Below are 19,053 nucleotides of genomic sequence, written 5' to 3' on the forward strand. Positions count from 1 at the left end.
TATATGGAGGATGCAAGATGAAAATAGTAGTTTGTATAAAGCAAGTTCCAGATACAACTGAGATAAAATTAGATCCAGTAACAGGAACATTAATAAGAGATGGAGTTCCTAGTATCATGAACCCAGATGATAAAGCTGGATTAGAAGAAGCACTTAGATTAAAAGATAAATATAATGCTCATGTAACAGTAATTACAATGGGACCACCTCAAGCAGAGGCTATTTTAAGAGAAGCTTATGCTATGGGTGCAGATAGAGCAATATTATTAACAGATAGAAGATTTGGAGGAGCTGATACTTTAGCAACTTCTAATACAATAGCTGCAGCATTAAGAAAATTAGATGCAGACTTAATAATAGCAGGAAGACAAGCAATAGATGGAGATACTGCACAAGTAGGACCTCAAATTGCTGAACACCTTGGATTACCACAAGTATCTTATGTAAAAGAAATGCAATATGATGAAAAAGATAACAGTTTAACAATAAAAAGAGTTGTAGAAGATGGATATTATCTAGTAAATGTTCAACTACCAGCTTTAGTAACAGTATTAACTGAAGCTAATGCTCCAAGATATATGAGAGTTAAAGGAATAGTTGAAGCATTTGATAGAGAAATTGAAACTTGGACATTTGATAATATAGAAATTAATCCAGAAATAATCGGATTAAAAGGTTCACCTACAAAAGTTAAGAAATCATTTACAAAAGGAGCTAAACAAGCTGGAAAAGTATTTGAATTAGATACTAAAGAAGCTGTTGAGTTAATTGTTGAGAAATTAAAAGAAAAATTTGTTATCTAAATTTAAATGATAACCTTGATAACCTTAGGATAAAGGAGATAAGAGAATGAATTTAAATGATTATAAAGGAATATTAGTATTTGCAGAACAAAGAGATGGGGTACTTCAAAACGTTGGACTTGAATTAGTAGGAAAAGCTAAAGAATTAGCAAAAAGCTTAGATGTACCAGTAACAGCAGCTTTAATAGGATATAATGTAGGGAAATTAGCTGATACTTTAGGAGAATATGGTGCAGATAAAGTAATAGTTGTAGACCAACCAAAATTAGAATTATATGATACAGAAGCTTATGCACAAGTATTTAAAGCGATAATAGATGCTAAAAAACCTGAAATAGTATTATTTGGAGCTACTACTTTAGGAAGAGATTTAGCACCAAGAGTATCTTCAAGAATGAATACAGGATTAACAGCTGACTGTACAAAACTTGAGATAAACGAGGAAACAAAAGGACTTGAAATGACAAGACCTGCATTTGGTGGAAACTTAATGGCAACAATCATTTGTCCTGACCACAGACCACAAATGTCAACAGTAAGACCAGGAGTTATGCAAAAAGCTCCTAAAGAAGAAGGAAGAAGAGCAGAAGTAGAAAACTTCTCTGTTACTTTAGATACTTCAAAAATGAAAGTAAAAATCTTACAAGTAGTTAAAGAAACTAAGAATAAAGTTGATATTTCAGAAGCTAAAATACTTGTTTCTGGAGGAAGAGGAATTGGTTCAGCTGAAAATTTTGCAGCTTTAGAATCAGTTGCTAAAGAATTAGGAGCTACTGTATCTGCATCAAGAGCAGCAGTAGATGCTGGATTCATTTCTCACGATAGACAAGTAGGACAAACTGGTAAAACAGTTAGACCTGATATTTACTTTGCATGTGGAATTTCTGGAGCAATCCAACACGTTGCAGGTATGGAAGAATCAGAGTATATTGTAGCTATCAACAAAGATAAGGAAGCTCCTATATTCAGCATAGCTGATTTAGGAATAGTTGGAGATGCTAACAAAATAGCTGTTCAATTATTAGAAGCTTTAAAGAAAGCAAAAGAGTCTAGATAGTAAAAATATTGAAGGCTGGTCAAAATAATACTTGACCAGCTTTTTTTTATCAGTTATAATAGAGAGCGAGACAGGAGATTAGATTTAAGAGCGCCAGAGCTTTCTTAGAGAAGAGATTTATTTATAGAGATAAAGATCTTTCTAAATAAAGTTGACGAGGACTGGAGTTTATCGAAAATTCGGCGGATACTCCAGAGGTGGTTACAGCCATTACCAATACAAAACTTTAGGATAACCTAAAGGACAAAGGGGTAATAAGTAGCAATCTCCTATGAACATTAAAAATTAAATATTATATAGGAGGATTCATATGTGCGGAATAATTGGTTATGTAGGAGATGAGCAAAAAGCTATGGAGGTAATCCTAGATGGACTTAGTAAGCTTGAGTATAGAGGATATGACTCAGCAGGATTAGCTATCATTGAAGATGGAAAGATTTTCATTGAGAAAAAAAGTGGTAAATTAGAAAATCTTAAACAAGCTTTGGAGAAAAAAGAAGAGAAAGCTTATATAGGGATAGGACATACTAGATGGGCGACACATGGAAACCCAACTGATAAAAATTCACATCCTCATTTTAGTAATGATAGAAAAGTAGCAGTAGTACATAATGGAATTATAGAAAACTATTTAGAGCTAAAAGAAGAATTGATAAAAGAGGGATATAATTTTAATTCGCAGACAGATAGTGAAGTAGTTGCACACTTATTTTCTAAATATTATAGTGGTGATATGCTAGAGACAATGATGAAAGTAAGAGAAAAAATTAGAGGAAGTTATGCTCTTGGAATAATAGATAGTGAAAATCCAGATAAATTAGTATGTACAAGAAAAGAGAGTCCTTTAATTATAGGATTAGGTGATGGAAAGAACTTTATTGCTTCTGATGTACCAGCTATTTTAAAATATACTAGAGAAGTTATATTTTTAGAGAATAATGAGATGGCAATTATTGAGAAAGATAGAGTGAGTGTCTATAATTCTCAAGGGAAGAAGTTAGAAAAATCTATAACTAAAATAGAATGGGATATGGAACAAGCGAGTAAAGGTGGTTATCCACATTTTATGTTAAAAGAGATAGAAGAACAACCAAATGTAATAGAAAAAACTTTAGAAGTATATACAAATTATGATGGAAAAGTTGATTTTAGTAGTTCTTTGAAAGAGTTGGATTTATCAAAAATTGAAGAGATTTATATTGTTGCTTGTGGTACTGCATATCATGCAGGATTACAAGGAGCATATTTTTTTAAAAAAATTTCTGGAATAAAAACAGATGTGGATATAGCTTCAGAATTTAGATATAGCGATCCTTTCATTGATGAAAAAAGTTTAGTAATCTTTATTAGTCAATCAGGAGAAACTTTAGATACAATTATGGCTATGAAAATGGCTAAGAGCAAGGGAGCTAAAACTTTAGCTATAACTAATGTATTGGGGTCTACTATTTCAAGAGAGGTAGATATGGTAATATATACTTTAGCTGGCCCAGAGATATCTGTTGCTTCAACAAAGGCTTATACTGCTCAAGTTACTTTATTTTATCTATTAGCTCTTTATTTTGGCGAGAGAAAAAGAAGTATTACATCTAATTTCTATAATAGTTATCTTGATATACTTCATAAATTATCAAACGAAGTGGAAAAGGTTATAGAAAATAAGGAGAATGTAAGAGAGGTAGCTAAAAAAATAAAAAATAAAATGAATGGATTTTTTATAGGAAGAGGAATAGATGATAAATGTGCAAGAGAAGGTTCTTTAAAGATGAAGGAGATTACTTATATTCATACTGAAGCTTTTTCTGCAGGGGAGTTAAAACATGGAACAATAGCTCTAATAGAAGAAGGAACAATGGTAGTTGCTATAGCTACTCAAGAGGATATGTTAGAAAAGATGATATCTAATATAAAAGAAGTTAAGGCAAGAGGAGCATATGTTATAACTTTAACAAAGGAAAAATATAAAAATGTAGCAGAGATTTCAGATGAGATTATAACTATTGAAAATATAGAAGATATACTAGCACCAACTGTAGCTAATATAGTTTTGCAGTTGTTAGCTTACTATACAGCAGTAGAGAAAGGATTGGATGTAGATAAACCAAGAAATCTGGCAAAATCTGTTACAGTAGAATAAAAAGAGGTGATACTGTGGAAGTTGCAGAGAAAATTGTAAAATTAAAAAAATTAATGAAAGAAAGGGGAATAGATTATTACATTATTCCATCTTCAGATTATCATCAAAGTGAGTATGTGGGAGAGTATTTTAAGGGAAGAGAATGGATATCAGGATTTACAGGTTCTGCAGGAACTGTTGTAGTATCAGAAAAAGAGGTTGGACTTTGGACTGATGGAAGATATTTTATTCAAGCAGAAAAACAGTTAGTAGGAAGTGGAATTAAACTTTTTAAAATGGGAGAAGAAGGAGTTCCTACTTTTATAGAGTATATTGTGAAAAATATTGGAAAAGAAGAAACACTAGGATTTGACGGTAAAGTTATAGCTACAAGGACTATTTTAGATTTAGAAAAGCAGTGCAAAGAAAAAAATATTAAAATAGTAGGAGAATTCGATTTAGTAGGAGAACTATGGGAGAATAGACCTACTTTACCAGAGAGCCAAGCATTTATTTTAGGAGAGAAATATTCAGGAGAAGGTACTGAAAGTAAATTAAATAGAATAAGAGAATCTCTTGAGAAAGAGAATTGTGATATAAACATTATAACTTCTTTAGATGATATTGCTTGGATATTTAATATAAGAGGGAATGATGTAAAAAATAATCCAGTGAATTTAGCTTATGCAGCAATAACATTAGATAAGGTAGTATTGTATATAAATGAAAAAAAATTAAATAGCGAAGTAGAAAGATATCTTTATAAAAATAAAGTAGAAGTAAGAGATTATTTTGAAATTTATGAAGATATGCAAAGAATTTCTAATTCTAATGTAATTATGATGGATTTAAATAAAGTAAATTATAGTATTTATAGAAATTTAAATTCAGAAATAAAAGTATTAGACAAAGCTAATCCTAGTACATTAATGAAGGCTTGTAAAAATAAAATAGAACTTGAGAATTTAAGAGAGTGCCATATAAGAGATGGAGTAGCTGTTACTAAGTTCATGTATTGGTTAAAAAATTCTTTAGGAAGAGAGGAGATTACAGAGATATCAGCTAGTGAAAAACTGGAAAGTTTTAGAAAAGCACAAGATTTATATATAGAGCCAAGTTTTGATACGATAGCAGCTTATGAAGCAAATGCAGCTATGATGCACTATAAAGCAACTAATATTTCTGATAAAAAATTAGAGGCTAAAAATATGTTTTTAGTTGATTCAGGAGGACAGTATTTTGATGGAACTACTGATATCACTAGAACATTTGTTTTAGGAGAGTGTTCGGAAGAGTTAAAAAGACATTTTACTTTAGTGTTAAAAGGAATGATAAATCTATCAAAAGTAAAATTTTTATATGGAGTGACAGGAACGAATTTAGATGTTTTAGCAAGACAAGCTCTTTGGAATATAGGGTTAGATTATAAATGTGGAACTGGTCATGGAGTAGGTTTTTTATTGAATGTACATGAAGGGCCACAAGGTATAAGAGTTCAATATAATCCACAAGTTCTTGAAGAGGGAATGAATGTAACAAATGAGCCTGGAGTGTATATAGAAGGTTCTCATGGAATAAGATTAGAGAATGAATTGATTGTACAAAAAGATGAAAAAACTCAATTTGGACAGTTTATGAAATTTGAAACAATGACTTATGTTCCTTTAGATTTAGATGGAGTTAAAAAGGAATTACTTTCTTTTGAAGAAATAGAGTTTTTAAATAATTACCATAAAATTGTATATGATAAGATATCACCATATTTAACTTTAGAAGAAAAAGAATGGTTGAAGAAATATACGAGAAATATTTAATAAATTAAAATATAAGGAGAAAAACTTAATTATAATAGTAATATTTAAAATATTATAATTAAAAGATTTTCTCCTTTTTGTTTACAAAAATAAAAAAATTATTATTTATTTTAATAATAACTATATAAAAAAAGAAAGAAAGAAATTTAAAAAAGTATAAAAACAAAATTTTTTATAGAAAAATCTTTAAACTAAAAACAGCAATATTAGAGACTAAAGACAAAAAAATTACTAAAAAAGTAAGGAAATAACAATAATATTTATAAAATAAATAAAATTTCAACAAAATATTTATTTATATGATTTTTTTGATATAAAAAACATTTAAAAAAACTTTTTTAATGTTTTAAATTTGACTAAATTATAATATAGTAGTATAATTATATCGAAATAAGAAGCTGATAACAACTTTTTAAATGATGTATTCTCTAAGGAGGGAAAATTATGACAGTAACATTAGAAACTATTAAAGAGGCTAAAAAAACAATTGAGAACTCAGTTAAAAGAACACCATTAATTGAGTGCCCAACATTGGAGAAAGAATTAGGGGGAAAGGTATATTTTAAATTGGAAAACCTTCAAAAAACAGGTTCTTTCAAAGTAAGAGGTGCTTTAAATAGAATAGCAAATCTTACTGAAGAAGAAAAAAAGAAAGGTGTAATTGCTTCATCAGCTGGTAACCACGCACAAGGGATAGCATTAGGGGCTACAGCTCAAGGAATAAAATCTACAATAGTAATGCCAGAAACAGCACCAATAGCAAAGGTTTCTGCTACTAAAGGATATGGAGCTGAAGTAGTATTACATGGTGCAGTATATGATGATGCTTTTGCAAAAGCTTGTGAAATTCAAAAAGCAACAGGAGCAGTATTTTTACATCCATTTGATGATGAGTATGTAATAGCAGGACAAGGAACTATTGGGATAGAAATATTAGAAGATATGGCAGATATAGATACAGTATTAGTACCAATTGGAGGAGGAGGAATCCTTGCTGGAATAGCTACTGCTATAAAAGGAATGAATCCAAAGGTAAAAGTAATAGGTGTAGAAGCAGAAAATGCTGCTTCAATGACAGCTGCTTTAGCAAAAGGAGAATGTTGTGAAGTTTGTGCAACTCCTACAATAGCAGATGGTATAGCTGTTAAAAAAGTAGGATGTAAAACTTTAGAGTTAGTAAAAAAATATGTTGATGAAGTAGTTACTGTTTCAGAAGCAGAAATAGCTGATGCAATTTTATTCTTGATGGAAAGAAGTAAAGTAGTAGCAGAAGGAGCAGGAGCAACTCCAGTAGCAGCTATCTTATCTGGAAAAGTTGATTGTAAAGGTAAGAAAACATGTGCAGTAGTTTCTGGAGGAAATATTGATATTAACTTAGTTGAAAGAGTTTTAAATAGAGCATTAATCAATAAAGGAAGAAGACATCAATTCAAAGTAAAAATTCAAGATAAGTTTGGAGAAGTTGAAAAATTATTAGGATTATTAACAGCCAATAGAGCAAATATCCTTCATATAACACAAAGTATGTATAATGGAGATTTAGGAATTACTATGCAAGAAGTAACTTTGGTAATAGAATGTAGTGATATGGCTCATAGAGATGAGGTTATAAATAAAATTAAAGAAGCTAGATACGAAATAAAATAGGGGTTTAATTTAAGGATTAATAAAATAAAAATAAAAAAGGGAAGTGGACATTATGAAAAAATTAGGATTACTACCAAGACTTATACTAGGTCTAATTGCAGGAATTATTTTAGGAAAGATAGGTTTTGTTCCATTGCTTAGAATAATGATAACTTTTAATGGAATCTTCGGAAACTTTTTACAATTCGTAATACCATTAATAATCATTGGATTCGTAGCACCAGGTATTGGAGATTTAGGTAAAAAAGCTGGAAAACTTTTAGCAATAACAACAGTTTTAGCTTATGGTTCAACAATTGTATCTGGAAGTGTGGCATATTTTACAAACTCAATAATGCTTAAAAAAATACTTCCAACAGCAGCTCATACAATAGCTGAAAATAGTCCGGAAGCTGGATTATTAACTGGATATTTAACAGTTGAAATGCCTCCAATTATGGGAGTTATGACAGCTCTTTTAATGGCATTTATTATAGGTATTGGAATTGCAATAGTTGAAGGAAATACTCTTAAAAACTTTATGAATGAGATACAAACAATTGTTGAGAAAATTATTACAAATATAGTTATCCCATTCTTACCTCTATATGTAGCAGGAATATTTGCAAATATGACTTATGCAGGAGAAATAGTAAAAATAATGTCAGTATTTGCTAAAGTATTTGGAATAATTATTGTATTACACTATGTAATTTTATTAGTTCAATATACAGTTGCAGGAACAATGGGTGGAGCAAATCCAATAGCACTAATTAGAAAAATGTTACCAGCATATTTTACAGCTATAGGAACTCAATCATCAGCAGCTACTATTCCAGTAACTTTAAGACAAACTAAAGAAAATGGAGTAAATGATGGTATAGCAGACTTTACAATTCCATTATGTGCAACTATTCACTTATCAGGAAGTACAATTGCATTAGTAAGCTGTTCAATGGCAGTAATGATGTTAAATGGAATGCCTATTACATTCTCAGGAATGTTTGGATTTATCTTAATGTTAGGAGTAACAATGGTAGCAGCACCTGGAGTACCTGGTGGAGCAGTTATGGCAGCACTTGGATTATTAGAGAGTATGTTAGGATTTGGTCCTGAATTACAATCATTAATGATAGCTTTATATTTAACTCAAGATAGTTTTGGAACTGCATGTAATGTAACAGGAGACGGTGCAATAGCTATAATGGTAAATAAAATAGCAGGATTTAAGCTAGAAAAAAAAGCTTAATCATATAAATGTCAGTAAAGTAAAATATAATGAATAACTGCTGAAATATTAATTTCAGCAGTTATTTGATAAAGAAAGGAAGGTAGATTATGAGAGAAATATTTGAAATCAGATGGCATGGAAGAGGAGGACAAGGAGCTAAAACTGCATCTTTACTTCTTGCTGATGCTGCTTTTAGTGGTGGTATGTATGTACAAGGATTCCCTGAGTATGGTCCTGAAAGAATGGGAGCGCCTATTACTGCTTACAATCGTATCTCTAAAAATCCAGTAAGAGTTCACTCTAATATTTATGAGCCTGATTTTGTTGTTGTTGTTGATGAAACTCTAATAGAAAGTGTTGATGTTACAAAAGGATTAAAAGAGGATGGAGCTATAATTATTAATAGTTCTAAACCTGCTTCTGAATTTGTACCTTTCTTAAAAGGATATAAAGGAAAAGTATTCACTTGTGATGCTAGAACTATTTCAGAAGAGACTTTAGGTAAAAATTTCCCTAATACTCCTATGCTTGGAGCTGTTGTAAAAGTTAGCGGAGTTATGGAAGAAAAAGCTTTCTTAGAAGCTATGGAAGAATCTTTCAAACATAAATTTGCAAGTAAACCAGAAGTATTAAAAGGAAATATGGACGCATTAATTCGTTCTATGAATGAGGTGAAAGAGTAATGAAAAATAAAGCAGGATTACCAATAGTTGAAGATATAAAATGGCAAGACATCACTCCTGGAGGAGTTGTATATGAAGCAGGAAGTGCTGCACAATTTAGAACAGGGGATTGGAGATCAAATAAGCCAGTATTTATAGCAGAGAATTGTAAACAATGTTTATTATGTGTTCCTTGTTGCCCAGACTCAGCTATTCCTGTAAAAGAGGGAAAAAGATTAGAGTTTGATATGGACCACTGTAAAGGTTGTGGAGTTTGCTCAAAAGCATGTCCTTTCAATGCAATAGAAATGGTAAAAGAGTAATTTGGAGGTAGAAATTAATGAGTATAAGAGAAAGAATGTCAGGAAACGAAGCTATTGCAATAGCTATGAAGCAAATAAATCCAGATGTAGTACCAGCATTCCCAATAACTCCATCTACAGAGATACCACAATATTTCTCTAAATTTGTAGCAGATGGAAGTGTTGATACAGAATTTATTCCAGTAGAATCAGAACATAGTGCTATGTCAGCAGCTATGGGTTCTCAAGCAGCAGGAGCAAGAACAATGACTGCGACTTCATCTTGTGGACTTGCACTTATGTGGGAGATGCTATATGTAGTGGCATCAGCAAGATTACCAGTTACATTAGCATGTGTAAACAGAGCATTAACTGGACCTATTAATATTAATGCTGACCACAGTGACTCTATGGGAGCAAGAGATGCTGGATGGATTCAATTATATAGTGAAACTAACCAAGAAGCTTATGACAATATGTTACAAGCTAATAGAATTGGAGAACACCCAGATGTACAACTTCCAGTAATGGTATGTCAAGATGGATTTATTACAAGCCATGCTGTTGAAAATATAGAATTAGTAGAAGATGATAAAGCAAAAGCATTTGTAGGAGAATATAAACCAGAAGACTATCTATTAAATGCAGAAAGACCAATAGCAGTAGGACCATATGATATAGTATCTTACTATATGGAACATAAAGTGCAACAAGCTAATGCTATGAAAAATGCTAAGAAAGTAATCTTAGAAGTAGCGGCAGAGTTTGAAAAAATGACAGGAAGAAAATATGGATTATTTGAAGAGTATAAACTAGATGATGCTGAAGTAGCAATCGTAGTAATTAACTCAACAGCAGGAACAGCAAAAACTGCAATAGATGAAATGAGAAAAGAAGGTAAAAAAGTAGGATTATTAAAAATAAGAGTATTTAGACCATTCCCAATGGAAGAAATCGCAGAAGCTCTAAAACATGTAAAAATGGTAGCAGTAATGGATAAATCTGAAGGATTCTCAGCAGCTGGAGGACCAGTATTCGCAGAGGTAAGATCAGCATTATATGACTGCAACCCAAGACCTAAAATGGTAAACTATGTATATGGACTTGGAGGAAGAGACGTAACAGTGGCTCATATCAGAGAAATATTTGAAACTCTATTAAGAGAAAAAGATGGAGAAGTAAAAGATACATATAGACATTTTGGTGTAAGAGGGTAGGAGGCAATAAATATGGCATATAATTTCAAAAAAGAGATGGAAAAACCAGAAAGATTAACTGGTGGACATAGAATGTGTGCTGGATGTGGAGCACCAGTAGCAGTAAGAGGAGTATTAAGAGCATTAAAACCAGAAGACCACGCTGTAATATGTAGTGCAACAAGCTGCTTGGAAGTATCAACTTTCCTATATCCATATACAGCATGGAAGGATTCATTTATTCACTCAGCATTTGAAAATGCTGGAGCAACAATAAGTGGAGCACAAACAGCTTATAGAGTATTAAAGAAAAAAGGTAAAATAGATGAGACATATAAATTTATAGCTTTTGGAGGAGATGGAGGAACTTATGATATAGGATTCCAATCATTATCAGGAGCTATGGAGAGAGGACATGACATGGTTTATGTATGTTATGATAATGAAGCATACATGAATACAGGTATTCAAAGATCATCAGCAACACCAGTAGGAGCAGATACAACAACAACTCCAATAGGAAAAGAAAGTGCAGGAAAACCACAAGGAAGAAAAGATTTAACTGATGTAATAGCAGCTCATAATGTACCATATGTTGCACAAACAACATTTATAGGAAACTTTAAAGACTTACATGAGAAAGCAGAAAAAGCTATCTATACAGAGGGAGCAGCATTCTTAAACGTATTAGCACCATGTCCAAGAGGATGGAGATACGAAAGTGAAGATTTAATGGAAATATGTAAATTAGCAGTAGAAACTTGTTACTGGCCATTATTTGAAGTAATAAATGGAGAATGGAAGTTAAATTACAGACCTAAGAAAAAATTACCAATAGAAGAGTTCTTGAAAAAACAAGGAAGATTTAAACATTTATTCAAACCAGAAAATAGACACATCATAGATAGAATCCAAGCAAATGTAGATTTAAGATGGGAAAGACTACTAAAGAGATGTGGAGAAGAGCTAGATAAATAGTTTAAATTAAAGAGGGGAAAAAATTGTACTACACCCAAAATCTTAGACATCTAAGATGGAGGGTGTAGTTTTTTTATGGCTAAATTAGCAAAAGAACAAAAAATTGAAATTTATGAGAAAAGGTTAAATGTGTAAACTAGAAAATCATCAACTAATGAAGAAAAAATTAAAGGATTATAAAAAGGAATTGTGTATTTGAAGGCCGAAAAGGATAAAAATAAAATTAAAAGGATTAACACCTGCAGAATATAGGAGTCAATTCTTATTAATCAATAATTAAATAATGGTGTCTAAGAAAGAGAAATATTACAGTTTTTAAAATTGTAGAAAAATTTGTAAATTTTTCTTGAGAAGAAGATATTAATTTAGAAAAAATTGTTGAGAAGAAAAAAGAGAGGCTTATAACCTCTCTTTGAAATTTTTAATTTATTAGTAGTTTTTAGGCTCAATCATAAAGTATCCACCAGGATGCTTACATACAGGACATTCCTTAGGAGCTTTTTTACCATAGTGAATATGTCCACAGTTCATACATTCCCAAGCTACTTCTTCTTCTCTTTCAAATACCATATCTTTTTTGATATTTTCAAGTAGTTTTCTATATCTTTCTTCATGTCTTTTTTCTATTTTGGCCACTCCTTCCATAGTTCTAGCTATGTCAAGGAATCCCTCTTCTCTTGCTTCTTCAGCAAATTTAGCATACATATCAGTCCACTCGTAATTTTCTCCTTGAGCAGCATCTAAAAGGTTATCTATTGTAGAAGGAACACTTCCTCCCTTTAATAATTTAAACCAAAGTTTAGCATGCTCTTTTTCGTTGTTAGCAGTTTCTTCAAATATTTTTGCTATTTGCTCATATCCATCTTTTTTAGCTTTAGATGCATAATAAGTGTATTTATTTCTAGCTTCTGACTCACCAGCAAATGCTGTCATAAGATTTTTTTCAGTTTTACTTCCTTTTAATTCCATAATAACCTCCTTAAACTTATACAATTATTTTGAATTGTAATCCTTACAATTATGATATCACTTTTTTATCTAAAAGTCAAATTTTTTTAAAATAAAAAAAGAACACTTATAAAATTAAATATATAATAAAAAAGAGAAAGAGATTTATTTTCTCTTTCCCTTATAAAGTTTACTATATAAACTCCATCTATCGTGGAACCACATCCACTGTTCTGGATGTTTTCTGATAACTTCTTCCATATTCTTAATCAATCTTTGAGTATTATTTAATACATCCTCTTTAAAATTGCCTGTCTTAACCATTTCAAATTTTTCAACAACAGAAGTACAACTGTTATCAGAATTAAAATAGTTATATCCCCAGATTAGAGGAATATCAAATTTTAGTGCAAGTGATATAGCACCAGTTGGAGCTTTTGCTTCCATTCCAAAGAAATTGACTAATGCTCCCTTATCTCTATGATCACTAAAGAGAGCAAAAATTTCTTTATTATTTAGACGCTTAATTAGTTCTTTGCTTGTAGATTTACTTTTAGGAAATACAGTTAAATTTAAATCATTTTTTCTACTCTCATTGATAAATTTGTTTAAGTATGGATTTCTTTGCTCTTTAGCTACAGTAACTACATTGTAACCTTCAGCAGCTTTAATAATAGCTTCCATATTTCCCATATGCATAAGTGCAGCTATTACCCCTTTATTTTGATTATAAGCTTCATCTACAACTTCTCTATTTATAACAAAAACTTTTTTTGGATCTTTTAAATAGGTATTAAACCAAAGAGTACACAAAAAAGCTTTTATCATAATTTTGAAAGACTCTATTGCTATATGCTCAATTTCTTGAGTGTCTTTTTCAGGAAAAGCCATTTTAAGGTTTGCAAGAGCAATTAATCTTCTTTTTTTTATAAGTTTGTACATAAGTATTCCTAAAAGATCTCCAAACTTAAATCTCATCTTTTCTGGAAATAAAAGTAATAACTTGTAAAAAAATATAATAATAATAAATTGTATTTTATAAGAAAAATTTTTCATTCTGAACTCCCTAATTAAATTTTAGCAATACTATTATAACATAAAATATAAAAAAATAACATATATAATTAAAAAATAGGAGTTTATTAAATTGCTTACTAGCTAACTATGTGGTATAATTTTTTAGTAAAGTAAAATTTTATAATAGAGGTGAATTAAATTTATGGTAATAGGAATAATAGGAGCAATGAATGAAGAGATTATAGAATTAAAAGCTATAATGACAGAGATAGTAGAAGAAAAATTAGGAGGATTACTTTTTTTTAAAGGAAAATTAAAAGATAAAAATGTAGTACTTGTAGAGGGGGGAATAGGAAAAGTAAACGGAGCTATATGTGCTACACTTATGAAAAATCATTTTAATGTAGATAGACTTTTGTTTACTGGAGTAGCAGGAGGAGTAAATCCAGATATCAATATAGGAGATATAGTTATAGGAACAGACTTGGTAGAACATGATTTTGATTGCAGTGCTTTTGGATATGAGTTAGGGAAAATACCAAGAATGGATGAGTATCAGTTTAAAGCTGATGAAAATTTGAGAAAGATAGCTATGGAAGTAGCTATTGAAGCTTTTGGAAAAGAGAGAGTTTGGGAGGGAAGAATAGTAAGTGGAGATCAGTTTGTAGCTTCTCCAGAAAAAATAAAATGGTTGAGAGAAACATTCAATGGATATTGTACAGAGATGGAAGGAGCAGCAGTAGCTCATGTATGTCATATATTTGAATTACCATTCTTAGTAATAAGAGCTATTTCAGATAAGGCAGATGATGATGCTAAAATGGATTATCCAGAATTTGTAAAATTAGCAGCTAAAAATTCTAAAACAATAATAGAGGGAATTTTAGAAAGAATATAGGTGAGAAGATGGAGATAGAGAAATTATTAGATGAGTTATACTCTTACTCTATGCATGGGATAAAATTAGGGCTTGAAAATATAAAAACTCTTTGTAGAGAGCTAGGAGAGCCACAAAAAAATTATAAAGTAATTCATATAGCTGGAACAAATGGAAAAGGTTCAACCTCTACTACAATAGAAACAATATTATTAGAAGCAGGTTATAAGGTAGGAAAATATACTTCTCCACATATTTTAAAATTTAATGAGAGAATAAGAGCTAATGGACAGGATATAAGTGATGAGGAGATAGTAAAATATTATCAAATAGTTAAGGAAGTTATAGCTAAAACAGGAATAAGACCTACATTTTTTGAGGTAACAACAGCTATGATGTTTAAATATTTTTCAGACTTAGGATTGGATTATGTAGTATTGGAAACTGGTATGGGTGGAAGATTTGATGCTACTAACGTATGTGAAGCTGAGCTTTGTGTAATTACTAATGTTAGTTTAGACCATACAGAGTATTTAGGAGATACTATTTATAAAATAGCTAAGGAAAAAGCTGGAATTATAAAAAATACTTCAAGAGTAGTAGTAGCAGATAGTAACCCAGAATTTTTAAAAGCTATCTCTGAAGAAAAAGCTGAGATTATAAATGTTTTAGAAAAATATAAAAATACAACTATGGAGTTGGATTTTGAAAAATTTATAACTAAGATAGATTTAGGAGCTGAAAAATATAATTTTTCCCTTTTTGGAAACTATCAGTTTAAAAATTTCTTAACAGCTTATGAAGTAGCTATTCAATTGGGTATAGATAAGGAGATAATAAAAAGAGCTAGTAAGAAGGTTGTATGGCAATGTAGATTTGAAAGATATTGTCAAAATCCATTAGTAGTATTAGATGGAGCTCATAATGAAGATGGAATGAGAGAGCTTTGCAAAATTATAGAACAAGGGTACAAAAGTGAAGAGGTAGTAATCATTACATCTATACTAAAGGATAAAGATGTAAAACATATGTTAGGTTTAATGAGAAAAATAGCAGATAATATTATTTTTACTTCTCTTGAAGAAAATCCAAGAGGAACTAATGGAGAAAAGATCTTTGAACAATTAGAGGATAAAAAAGGTTGTATAGTAGAAAACAATATGAAGAAAGCTTATGAATTAGCTAAAAGTTATAATAAAAAAATTATAGTAGTCTGTGGGTCTTTTTATACTTTAAGTAAATTTAAAGAGGAGATAGATGGCTAAAAAAAATAATGGGATAAAATATATAATATATTTGATAGCTTTGGGGATATTTGGTTATTATGAATATGGATTATATCAAAAATACTCTCAAGAAAAAAATATTAGGGATAAAATAAGAGAAGAGAAAACTAATGAGATAAAAAGAGCTTTTCTTTTAAGAAAAGAGGATTTTTATTTAGATAGAGATTACGAAAAAAAATTAGAAAATCTTAAAAAGCAAGAGTTGTTAGAGGAAAACTCCTTAGAGGAAGGGGGAAATAATGAATACAGTAGCAATAACTAGAGAAAAAGTGACTATTAGGGATTTAAAAGAGCATTTGGATTTGGATATAATAAATGAAGGAGATTTAGAATTTCAGGTAAAATATCCAAGTATATATCAGATAGGGTATGAGTTAATAGGTTTTTTTGAAGTTGATGAAGAATTGAATAATTATATTCATATCTATGGAAGAAAAGAAGCAAGATATCTTTCTAAATTTTCACAAGAAGAGAGAAAAAAAATATTTGATGAGTATTTTAAATATAATTTTCCAGCGTTGATAGCAACAAATGAGAGTATAATTTTTCCAGAGATGATAGAGAGTGCAAAGGAAAATAATAAAACTCTGTTAAAAAGCCATAGAAGAACGTCTGCAACAATAAGGGAAGCAAAGTTTTTCCTTTCTAAGAGATTAGGAGAGGAACAGATGGTAGATGGTTATATATTCTTAGATGTAATGGGAATAGGAGTATTACTAACTGGATATGAAGATGCAAAATTAGGAGTAACTATTGAACTTTTAGAAAGAGGTCATCGTCTAATAACTGATAACCATCTTATGATGAAAAGAGTGGCAGAAAATGATTTAGAGGGATATAATAGAGTAGATAAAACTATAATGGATAGTCATTTTTTCTTGGATAACTTAAAAGATGGAAGTAAGATAGATGTAACTACTCTCTTTGGAATAAAAGCTACAAGAAAAATGAAAAGAATAGATTTTTTAATTGTTCTTGAGGAGTGGAATGAGAAAAAATTCTATGACAGATTGGGATTAGATGAGGTATATGAAGAATTTTTAGGTGGGAAAATACCGAAGCTTACTATACCAGTAAGAAGAGGAAGAAATCTAGCAATAATAATAGAAACAGCAGCTCTAAATTATAGATTGAAAATGATGGGAGTAAACTCTGCTGAATATTTTATGAGAGAATCTCAAAAGTTAATAAAATCTAATAAGAAAAAGCAAGGTGATAAATGTATGAACAATGGAAAAGTACTTACAGTAAAACAATTAAAAAATCAATTTAATTTAAAAGTTCTTTTAGGAGAAGAGAATCTTGATGATACTGTAATAGAAACGACGAGTATACATAGACCTTCCCTTGCTTTAGCTGGATATGTAGAAAATTATAAAGATGCTGCTTACAATGGAGTACAAATTTTTTCTAAAGCAGAATTTAAATTTTTAAGTATATTACCAGAAGAGGTAAGAATAAAAAACTTAGAAAATTATCTTCAATTTAAACTGCCAGTATTGGTTTTAACAGCAGATGTGGAAGTGCCTGAGTATTTTTATAATATGGTAAAAGAAAGAAATATGATATTGTGTAGAAGTTCATATAAAAAAGCATCTCAAATGATAGCAAATTTTAATAGTTATTTGGAAACACATTTTACCCCAAATATTTCAGTACATGGAGTATTTTTAGAGTTATATGGTTTTGGAGTATTATTAAGTGGAAAAAGTGGAGTAGGGAAAAGTGAAACAGCTCTTGAACTAGTTCATAGAGGTCATAGGTTAATAGCAGATGATTTAGTAAAATTTGTAAAAGATACAGGTGGAGATATAGTTGGAAGTGCTGCAAATCTACCATATTTTATGGAGATAAGAGGATTGGGAATAATAGATATCAAAACTCTATATGGACTTGGTGCTGTAAGAATAAACAAAAAACTCGATATTGTAATTGAACTAAAAGAACAAGAGAGTGAAAATGATTATTTAACAGCAGTGGATTATCAAAATGGTGTAACAGAAATACTAGGAAATAATATTCCTAAGATGACTCTTTATATATCTTCAGGAAGAAATGCTGCAGCTATGGTAGAGATAGCTGTAATGAATCTTATGGCTACTAAACTTGGTCATGATCCAGAAAAATTATATAGAGAAGGTTTGAAAAGAATGACAGAGGAAGAGAGAAAAGTTTTAGGAGTGGAGGGTGAAATTTGAATACATTTTTAGAAATAAGAGACAAAATATTTTCAGAGGATAATATTGTAGTAATCTCTCATGTTAATCCAGATGGAGATGCTATTGGTTCAGGATTAGCTTTAACTCTAGGACTAAAGAAAATAGGAAAAAATGTAAGATTTATATTACAAGATAAATATCCTGATAGTGTAAAATTTTTAAATGAGATAAATATTGTAGAACAATATAACGAAAATAATGAATATAAATTTGATTTGGCTATCTGTGTAGATGGGGCAACTGATGATAGACTTGGAAAAGCTAAAGAGTTGTTAAAAAATAGATTTGTAATAAATATAGACCATCATATTAGTAATACATTATATGGGAAATTAAATTATGTAGAAGAGATTTCATCAACAAGTGAGCTAATATATAAATTTTTAAAATTTTGTGAAATAGATATAGATATAAATATGGCTGAAGCTCTATATACAGGACTTGTAAATGATACTGGAAATTTTTCTCATGACAATGTAACAGAAAAAACTTTTGAGATGGCAGCAGAGTTAAAAAGAATAGGTGCAAGTAACTCTAAAGTAGTTAGAGAATTTTTCAATACAAAATCTTTACCAGCTATAAAGCTTTTAGGGATAGCTATGTATGAGATGGAGTATAATGAAAATAAAAAATTAGCTTATTATTTTATGTCTAAAGAGACTCTAGATAAATATAATGGGAGAAAAGAGGATACTGAAGGAATAGTAGAAAAATTAATCTCCTTCAAAGAGGCTGAGGTTTCACTTTTTTTAAGAGAGGATAAAATTGGAGTAATCAAAGGAAGTATGAGAAGTAAACATGATATAGATGTAAATGAGATAGCTTCAATTTTTGGTGGTGGAGGACATCGTAAAGCTGCTGGTTTTACAAGCGAGCTTTCAGCTGAAGAGATAATTAAAAAAGTACTTGAAAGATTGTAGG

General features: G+C 30.3%; 17 protein-coding genes and 1 pseudogene. 16 read left to right on the plus strand and 2 right to left on the minus strand.

The features are described from left to right. Window positions 1–17 precede the first annotated feature (17 nt). From FMAG_RS04160 to FMAG_RS14260, 11 genes and pseudogenes are all read left to right on the plus strand, one after another. Entirely contained in the window at window positions 18–803 is a 786-nt protein-coding gene (locus tag FMAG_RS04160; RefSeq protein ID WP_005884335.1) for an electron transfer flavoprotein subunit beta/FixA family protein, read from the plus strand. A 46-nt stretch (window positions 804–849) separates the two neighbouring features. Further along, window positions 850–1,860: an electron transfer flavoprotein subunit alpha/FixB family protein gene (locus FMAG_RS04165; protein ID WP_005884337.1), complete on the plus strand. Its 1,011-nt coding sequence runs from the start codon at window positions 850–852 to the stop codon at window positions 1,858–1,860. Between the two features lie 310 nt (window positions 1,861–2,170). After that, window positions 2,171–3,997, plus strand: coding sequence for a glutamine--fructose-6-phosphate transaminase (isomerizing) (gene glmS, locus FMAG_RS04170; protein ID WP_005884339.1), 1,827 nt, complete (start codon window positions 2,171–2,173; stop codon window positions 3,995–3,997). 14 nt (window positions 3,998–4,011) lie between these two features. Further along, a complete protein-coding gene (locus tag FMAG_RS04175) occupies window positions 4,012–5,790 on the plus strand; it encodes an aminopeptidase P family protein (RefSeq protein ID WP_005884340.1) in 1,779 nt (592 codons plus the stop codon). 444 nt (window positions 5,791–6,234) lie between these two features. Beyond that, on the plus strand, window positions 6,235–7,437 hold the full coding sequence (gene ilvA / locus FMAG_RS04180; protein ID WP_005884342.1) for a threonine ammonia-lyase: 1,203 nt from the start codon (window positions 6,235–6,237) through the stop codon (window positions 7,435–7,437). 52 nt (window positions 7,438–7,489) lie between these two features. Continuing rightward, window positions 7,490–8,665, plus strand: coding sequence for a dicarboxylate/amino acid:cation symporter (locus FMAG_RS04185; RefSeq protein ID WP_005884344.1), 1,176 nt, complete (start codon window positions 7,490–7,492; stop codon window positions 8,663–8,665). An 89-nt stretch (window positions 8,666–8,754) separates the two neighbouring features. Beyond that, window positions 8,755–9,330 (plus strand): 2-oxoacid:acceptor oxidoreductase family protein, encoded by a 576-nt coding sequence (locus FMAG_RS04190; protein WP_005884346.1) that lies wholly within the window; start codon window positions 8,755–8,757, stop codon window positions 9,328–9,330. Beyond that, entirely contained in the window at window positions 9,330–9,632 is a 303-nt protein-coding gene (locus FMAG_RS04195) for a 4Fe-4S binding protein (RefSeq protein WP_005884348.1), read from the plus strand. Before FMAG_RS04190 ends, FMAG_RS04195 begins: the two co-directional genes overlap by 1 nt. Window positions 9,633–9,649: 17 nt before the next feature. Continuing rightward, entirely contained in the window at window positions 9,650–10,828 is a 1,179-nt protein-coding gene (porA, locus tag FMAG_RS04200; protein WP_005884350.1) for a 2-ketoisovalerate ferredoxin oxidoreductase subunit alpha, read from the plus strand. A gap of 12 nt (window positions 10,829–10,840) precedes the next feature. Beyond that, the gene (locus FMAG_RS04205; RefSeq protein WP_005884351.1) at window positions 10,841–11,785 is read left to right on the plus strand and encodes a thiamine pyrophosphate-dependent enzyme; all 945 of its coding nucleotides are present in this window, start codon (window positions 10,841–10,843) and stop codon (window positions 11,783–11,785) included. 208 nt (window positions 11,786–11,993) lie between these two features. Beyond that, window positions 11,994–12,065, plus strand: a pseudogene (locus tag FMAG_RS14260) (IS3 family transposase); the annotation flags it as partial. Window positions 12,066–12,214: 149 nt separating this feature from the next. On the opposite strand, the gene rbr reads toward FMAG_RS14260, so the two are convergent. Continuing rightward, a complete protein-coding gene (gene rbr, locus FMAG_RS04210) occupies window positions 12,215–12,754 on the minus strand; it encodes a rubrerythrin (protein WP_005884352.1) in 540 nt (179 codons plus the stop codon). A gap of 144 nt (window positions 12,755–12,898) precedes the next feature. Further along, on the minus strand, window positions 12,899–13,789 hold the full coding sequence (locus tag FMAG_RS04215) for a lysophospholipid acyltransferase family protein (protein WP_005884353.1): 891 nt from the start codon (window positions 13,787–13,789) through the stop codon (window positions 12,899–12,901). Window positions 13,790–13,952: 163 nt separating this feature from the next. Here FMAG_RS04215 and FMAG_RS04220 point away from each other — a divergent pair, with 163 nt between their 5' ends. Genes FMAG_RS04220 through FMAG_RS04240 form a run of 5 tightly spaced genes read left to right on the plus strand, consistent with a single transcriptional unit; the run spans window position 13,953 to window position 19,052 of the window. Continuing rightward, window positions 13,953–14,648, plus strand: coding sequence for a 5'-methylthioadenosine/adenosylhomocysteine nucleosidase (locus FMAG_RS04220; protein ID WP_005884354.1), 696 nt, complete (start codon window positions 13,953–13,955; stop codon window positions 14,646–14,648). Between the two features lie 8 nt (window positions 14,649–14,656). After that, window positions 14,657–15,892: a bifunctional folylpolyglutamate synthase/dihydrofolate synthase gene (locus FMAG_RS04225; protein ID WP_005884355.1), complete on the plus strand. Its 1,236-nt coding sequence runs from the start codon at window positions 14,657–14,659 to the stop codon at window positions 15,890–15,892. Further along, window positions 15,885–16,175: a hypothetical protein gene (locus FMAG_RS04230; protein ID WP_005884356.1), complete on the plus strand. Its 291-nt coding sequence runs from the start codon at window positions 15,885–15,887 to the stop codon at window positions 16,173–16,175. The genes FMAG_RS04225 and FMAG_RS04230 overlap by 8 nt, the downstream gene beginning before the upstream one ends. Continuing rightward, entirely contained in the window at window positions 16,153–18,111 is a 1,959-nt protein-coding gene (hprK, locus tag FMAG_RS04235) for an HPr(Ser) kinase/phosphatase (RefSeq protein ID WP_005884357.1), read from the plus strand. Before FMAG_RS04230 ends, hprK begins: the two co-directional genes overlap by 23 nt. After that, complete coding sequence (locus FMAG_RS04240; protein WP_005884359.1) at window positions 18,108–19,052, plus strand: DHH family phosphoesterase; 945 nt, start codon at window positions 18,108–18,110, stop codon at window positions 19,050–19,052. The genes hprK and FMAG_RS04240 overlap by 4 nt, the downstream gene beginning before the upstream one ends. Window position 19,053: the final 1 nt, after the last annotated feature.

Origin of the sequence: Fusobacterium mortiferum ATCC 9817 (assembly GCF_000158195.2) — a bacterium.
In the GTDB taxonomy this organism is placed as follows: domain Bacteria; phylum Fusobacteriota; class Fusobacteriia; order Fusobacteriales; family Fusobacteriaceae; genus Fusobacterium_A; species Fusobacterium_A mortiferum.

Bases quoted from the DNA above. Each gene is read 5' to 3' on its own strand.
- FMAG_RS04160 (WP_005884335.1), top strand. From the start codon at position 18: ATGAAAATAGTAGTTTGTATAAAGCAAGTTCCAGATACAACTGAGATA.
- FMAG_RS04165 (WP_005884337.1), top strand. From the start codon at position 850: ATGAATTTAAATGATTATAAAGGAATATTAGTATTTGCAGAACAAAGA.
- glmS (WP_005884339.1), top strand. From the start codon at position 2,171: ATGTGCGGAATAATTGGTTATGTAGGAGATGAGCAAAAAGCTATGGAG.
- ilvA (WP_005884342.1), top strand. From the start codon at position 6,235: ATGACAGTAACATTAGAAACTATTAAAGAGGCTAAAAAAACAATTGAG.
- FMAG_RS04185 (WP_005884344.1), top strand. From the start codon at position 7,490: ATGAAAAAATTAGGATTACTACCAAGACTTATACTAGGTCTAATTGCA.
- FMAG_RS04190 (WP_005884346.1), top strand. From the start codon at position 8,755: ATGAGAGAAATATTTGAAATCAGATGGCATGGAAGAGGAGGACAAGGA.
- FMAG_RS04195 (WP_005884348.1), top strand. From the start codon at position 9,330: ATGAAAAATAAAGCAGGATTACCAATAGTTGAAGATATAAAATGGCAA.
- porA (WP_005884350.1), top strand. From the start codon at position 9,650: ATGAGTATAAGAGAAAGAATGTCAGGAAACGAAGCTATTGCAATAGCT.
- FMAG_RS04205 (WP_005884351.1), top strand. From the start codon at position 10,841: ATGGCATATAATTTCAAAAAAGAGATGGAAAAACCAGAAAGATTAACT.
- rbr (WP_005884352.1), bottom strand. From the start codon at position 12,754: ATGGAATTAAAAGGAAGTAAAACTGAAAAAAATCTTATGACAGCATTT.
- FMAG_RS04215 (WP_005884353.1), bottom strand. From the start codon at position 13,789: ATGAAAAATTTTTCTTATAAAATACAATTTATTATTATTATATTTTTT.
- FMAG_RS04220 (WP_005884354.1), top strand. From the start codon at position 13,953: ATGGTAATAGGAATAATAGGAGCAATGAATGAAGAGATTATAGAATTA.
- FMAG_RS04225 (WP_005884355.1), top strand. From the start codon at position 14,657: ATGGAGATAGAGAAATTATTAGATGAGTTATACTCTTACTCTATGCAT.
- FMAG_RS04230 (WP_005884356.1), top strand. From the start codon at position 15,885: ATGGCTAAAAAAAATAATGGGATAAAATATATAATATATTTGATAGCT.
- hprK (WP_005884357.1), top strand. From the start codon at position 16,153: ATGAATACAGTAGCAATAACTAGAGAAAAAGTGACTATTAGGGATTTA.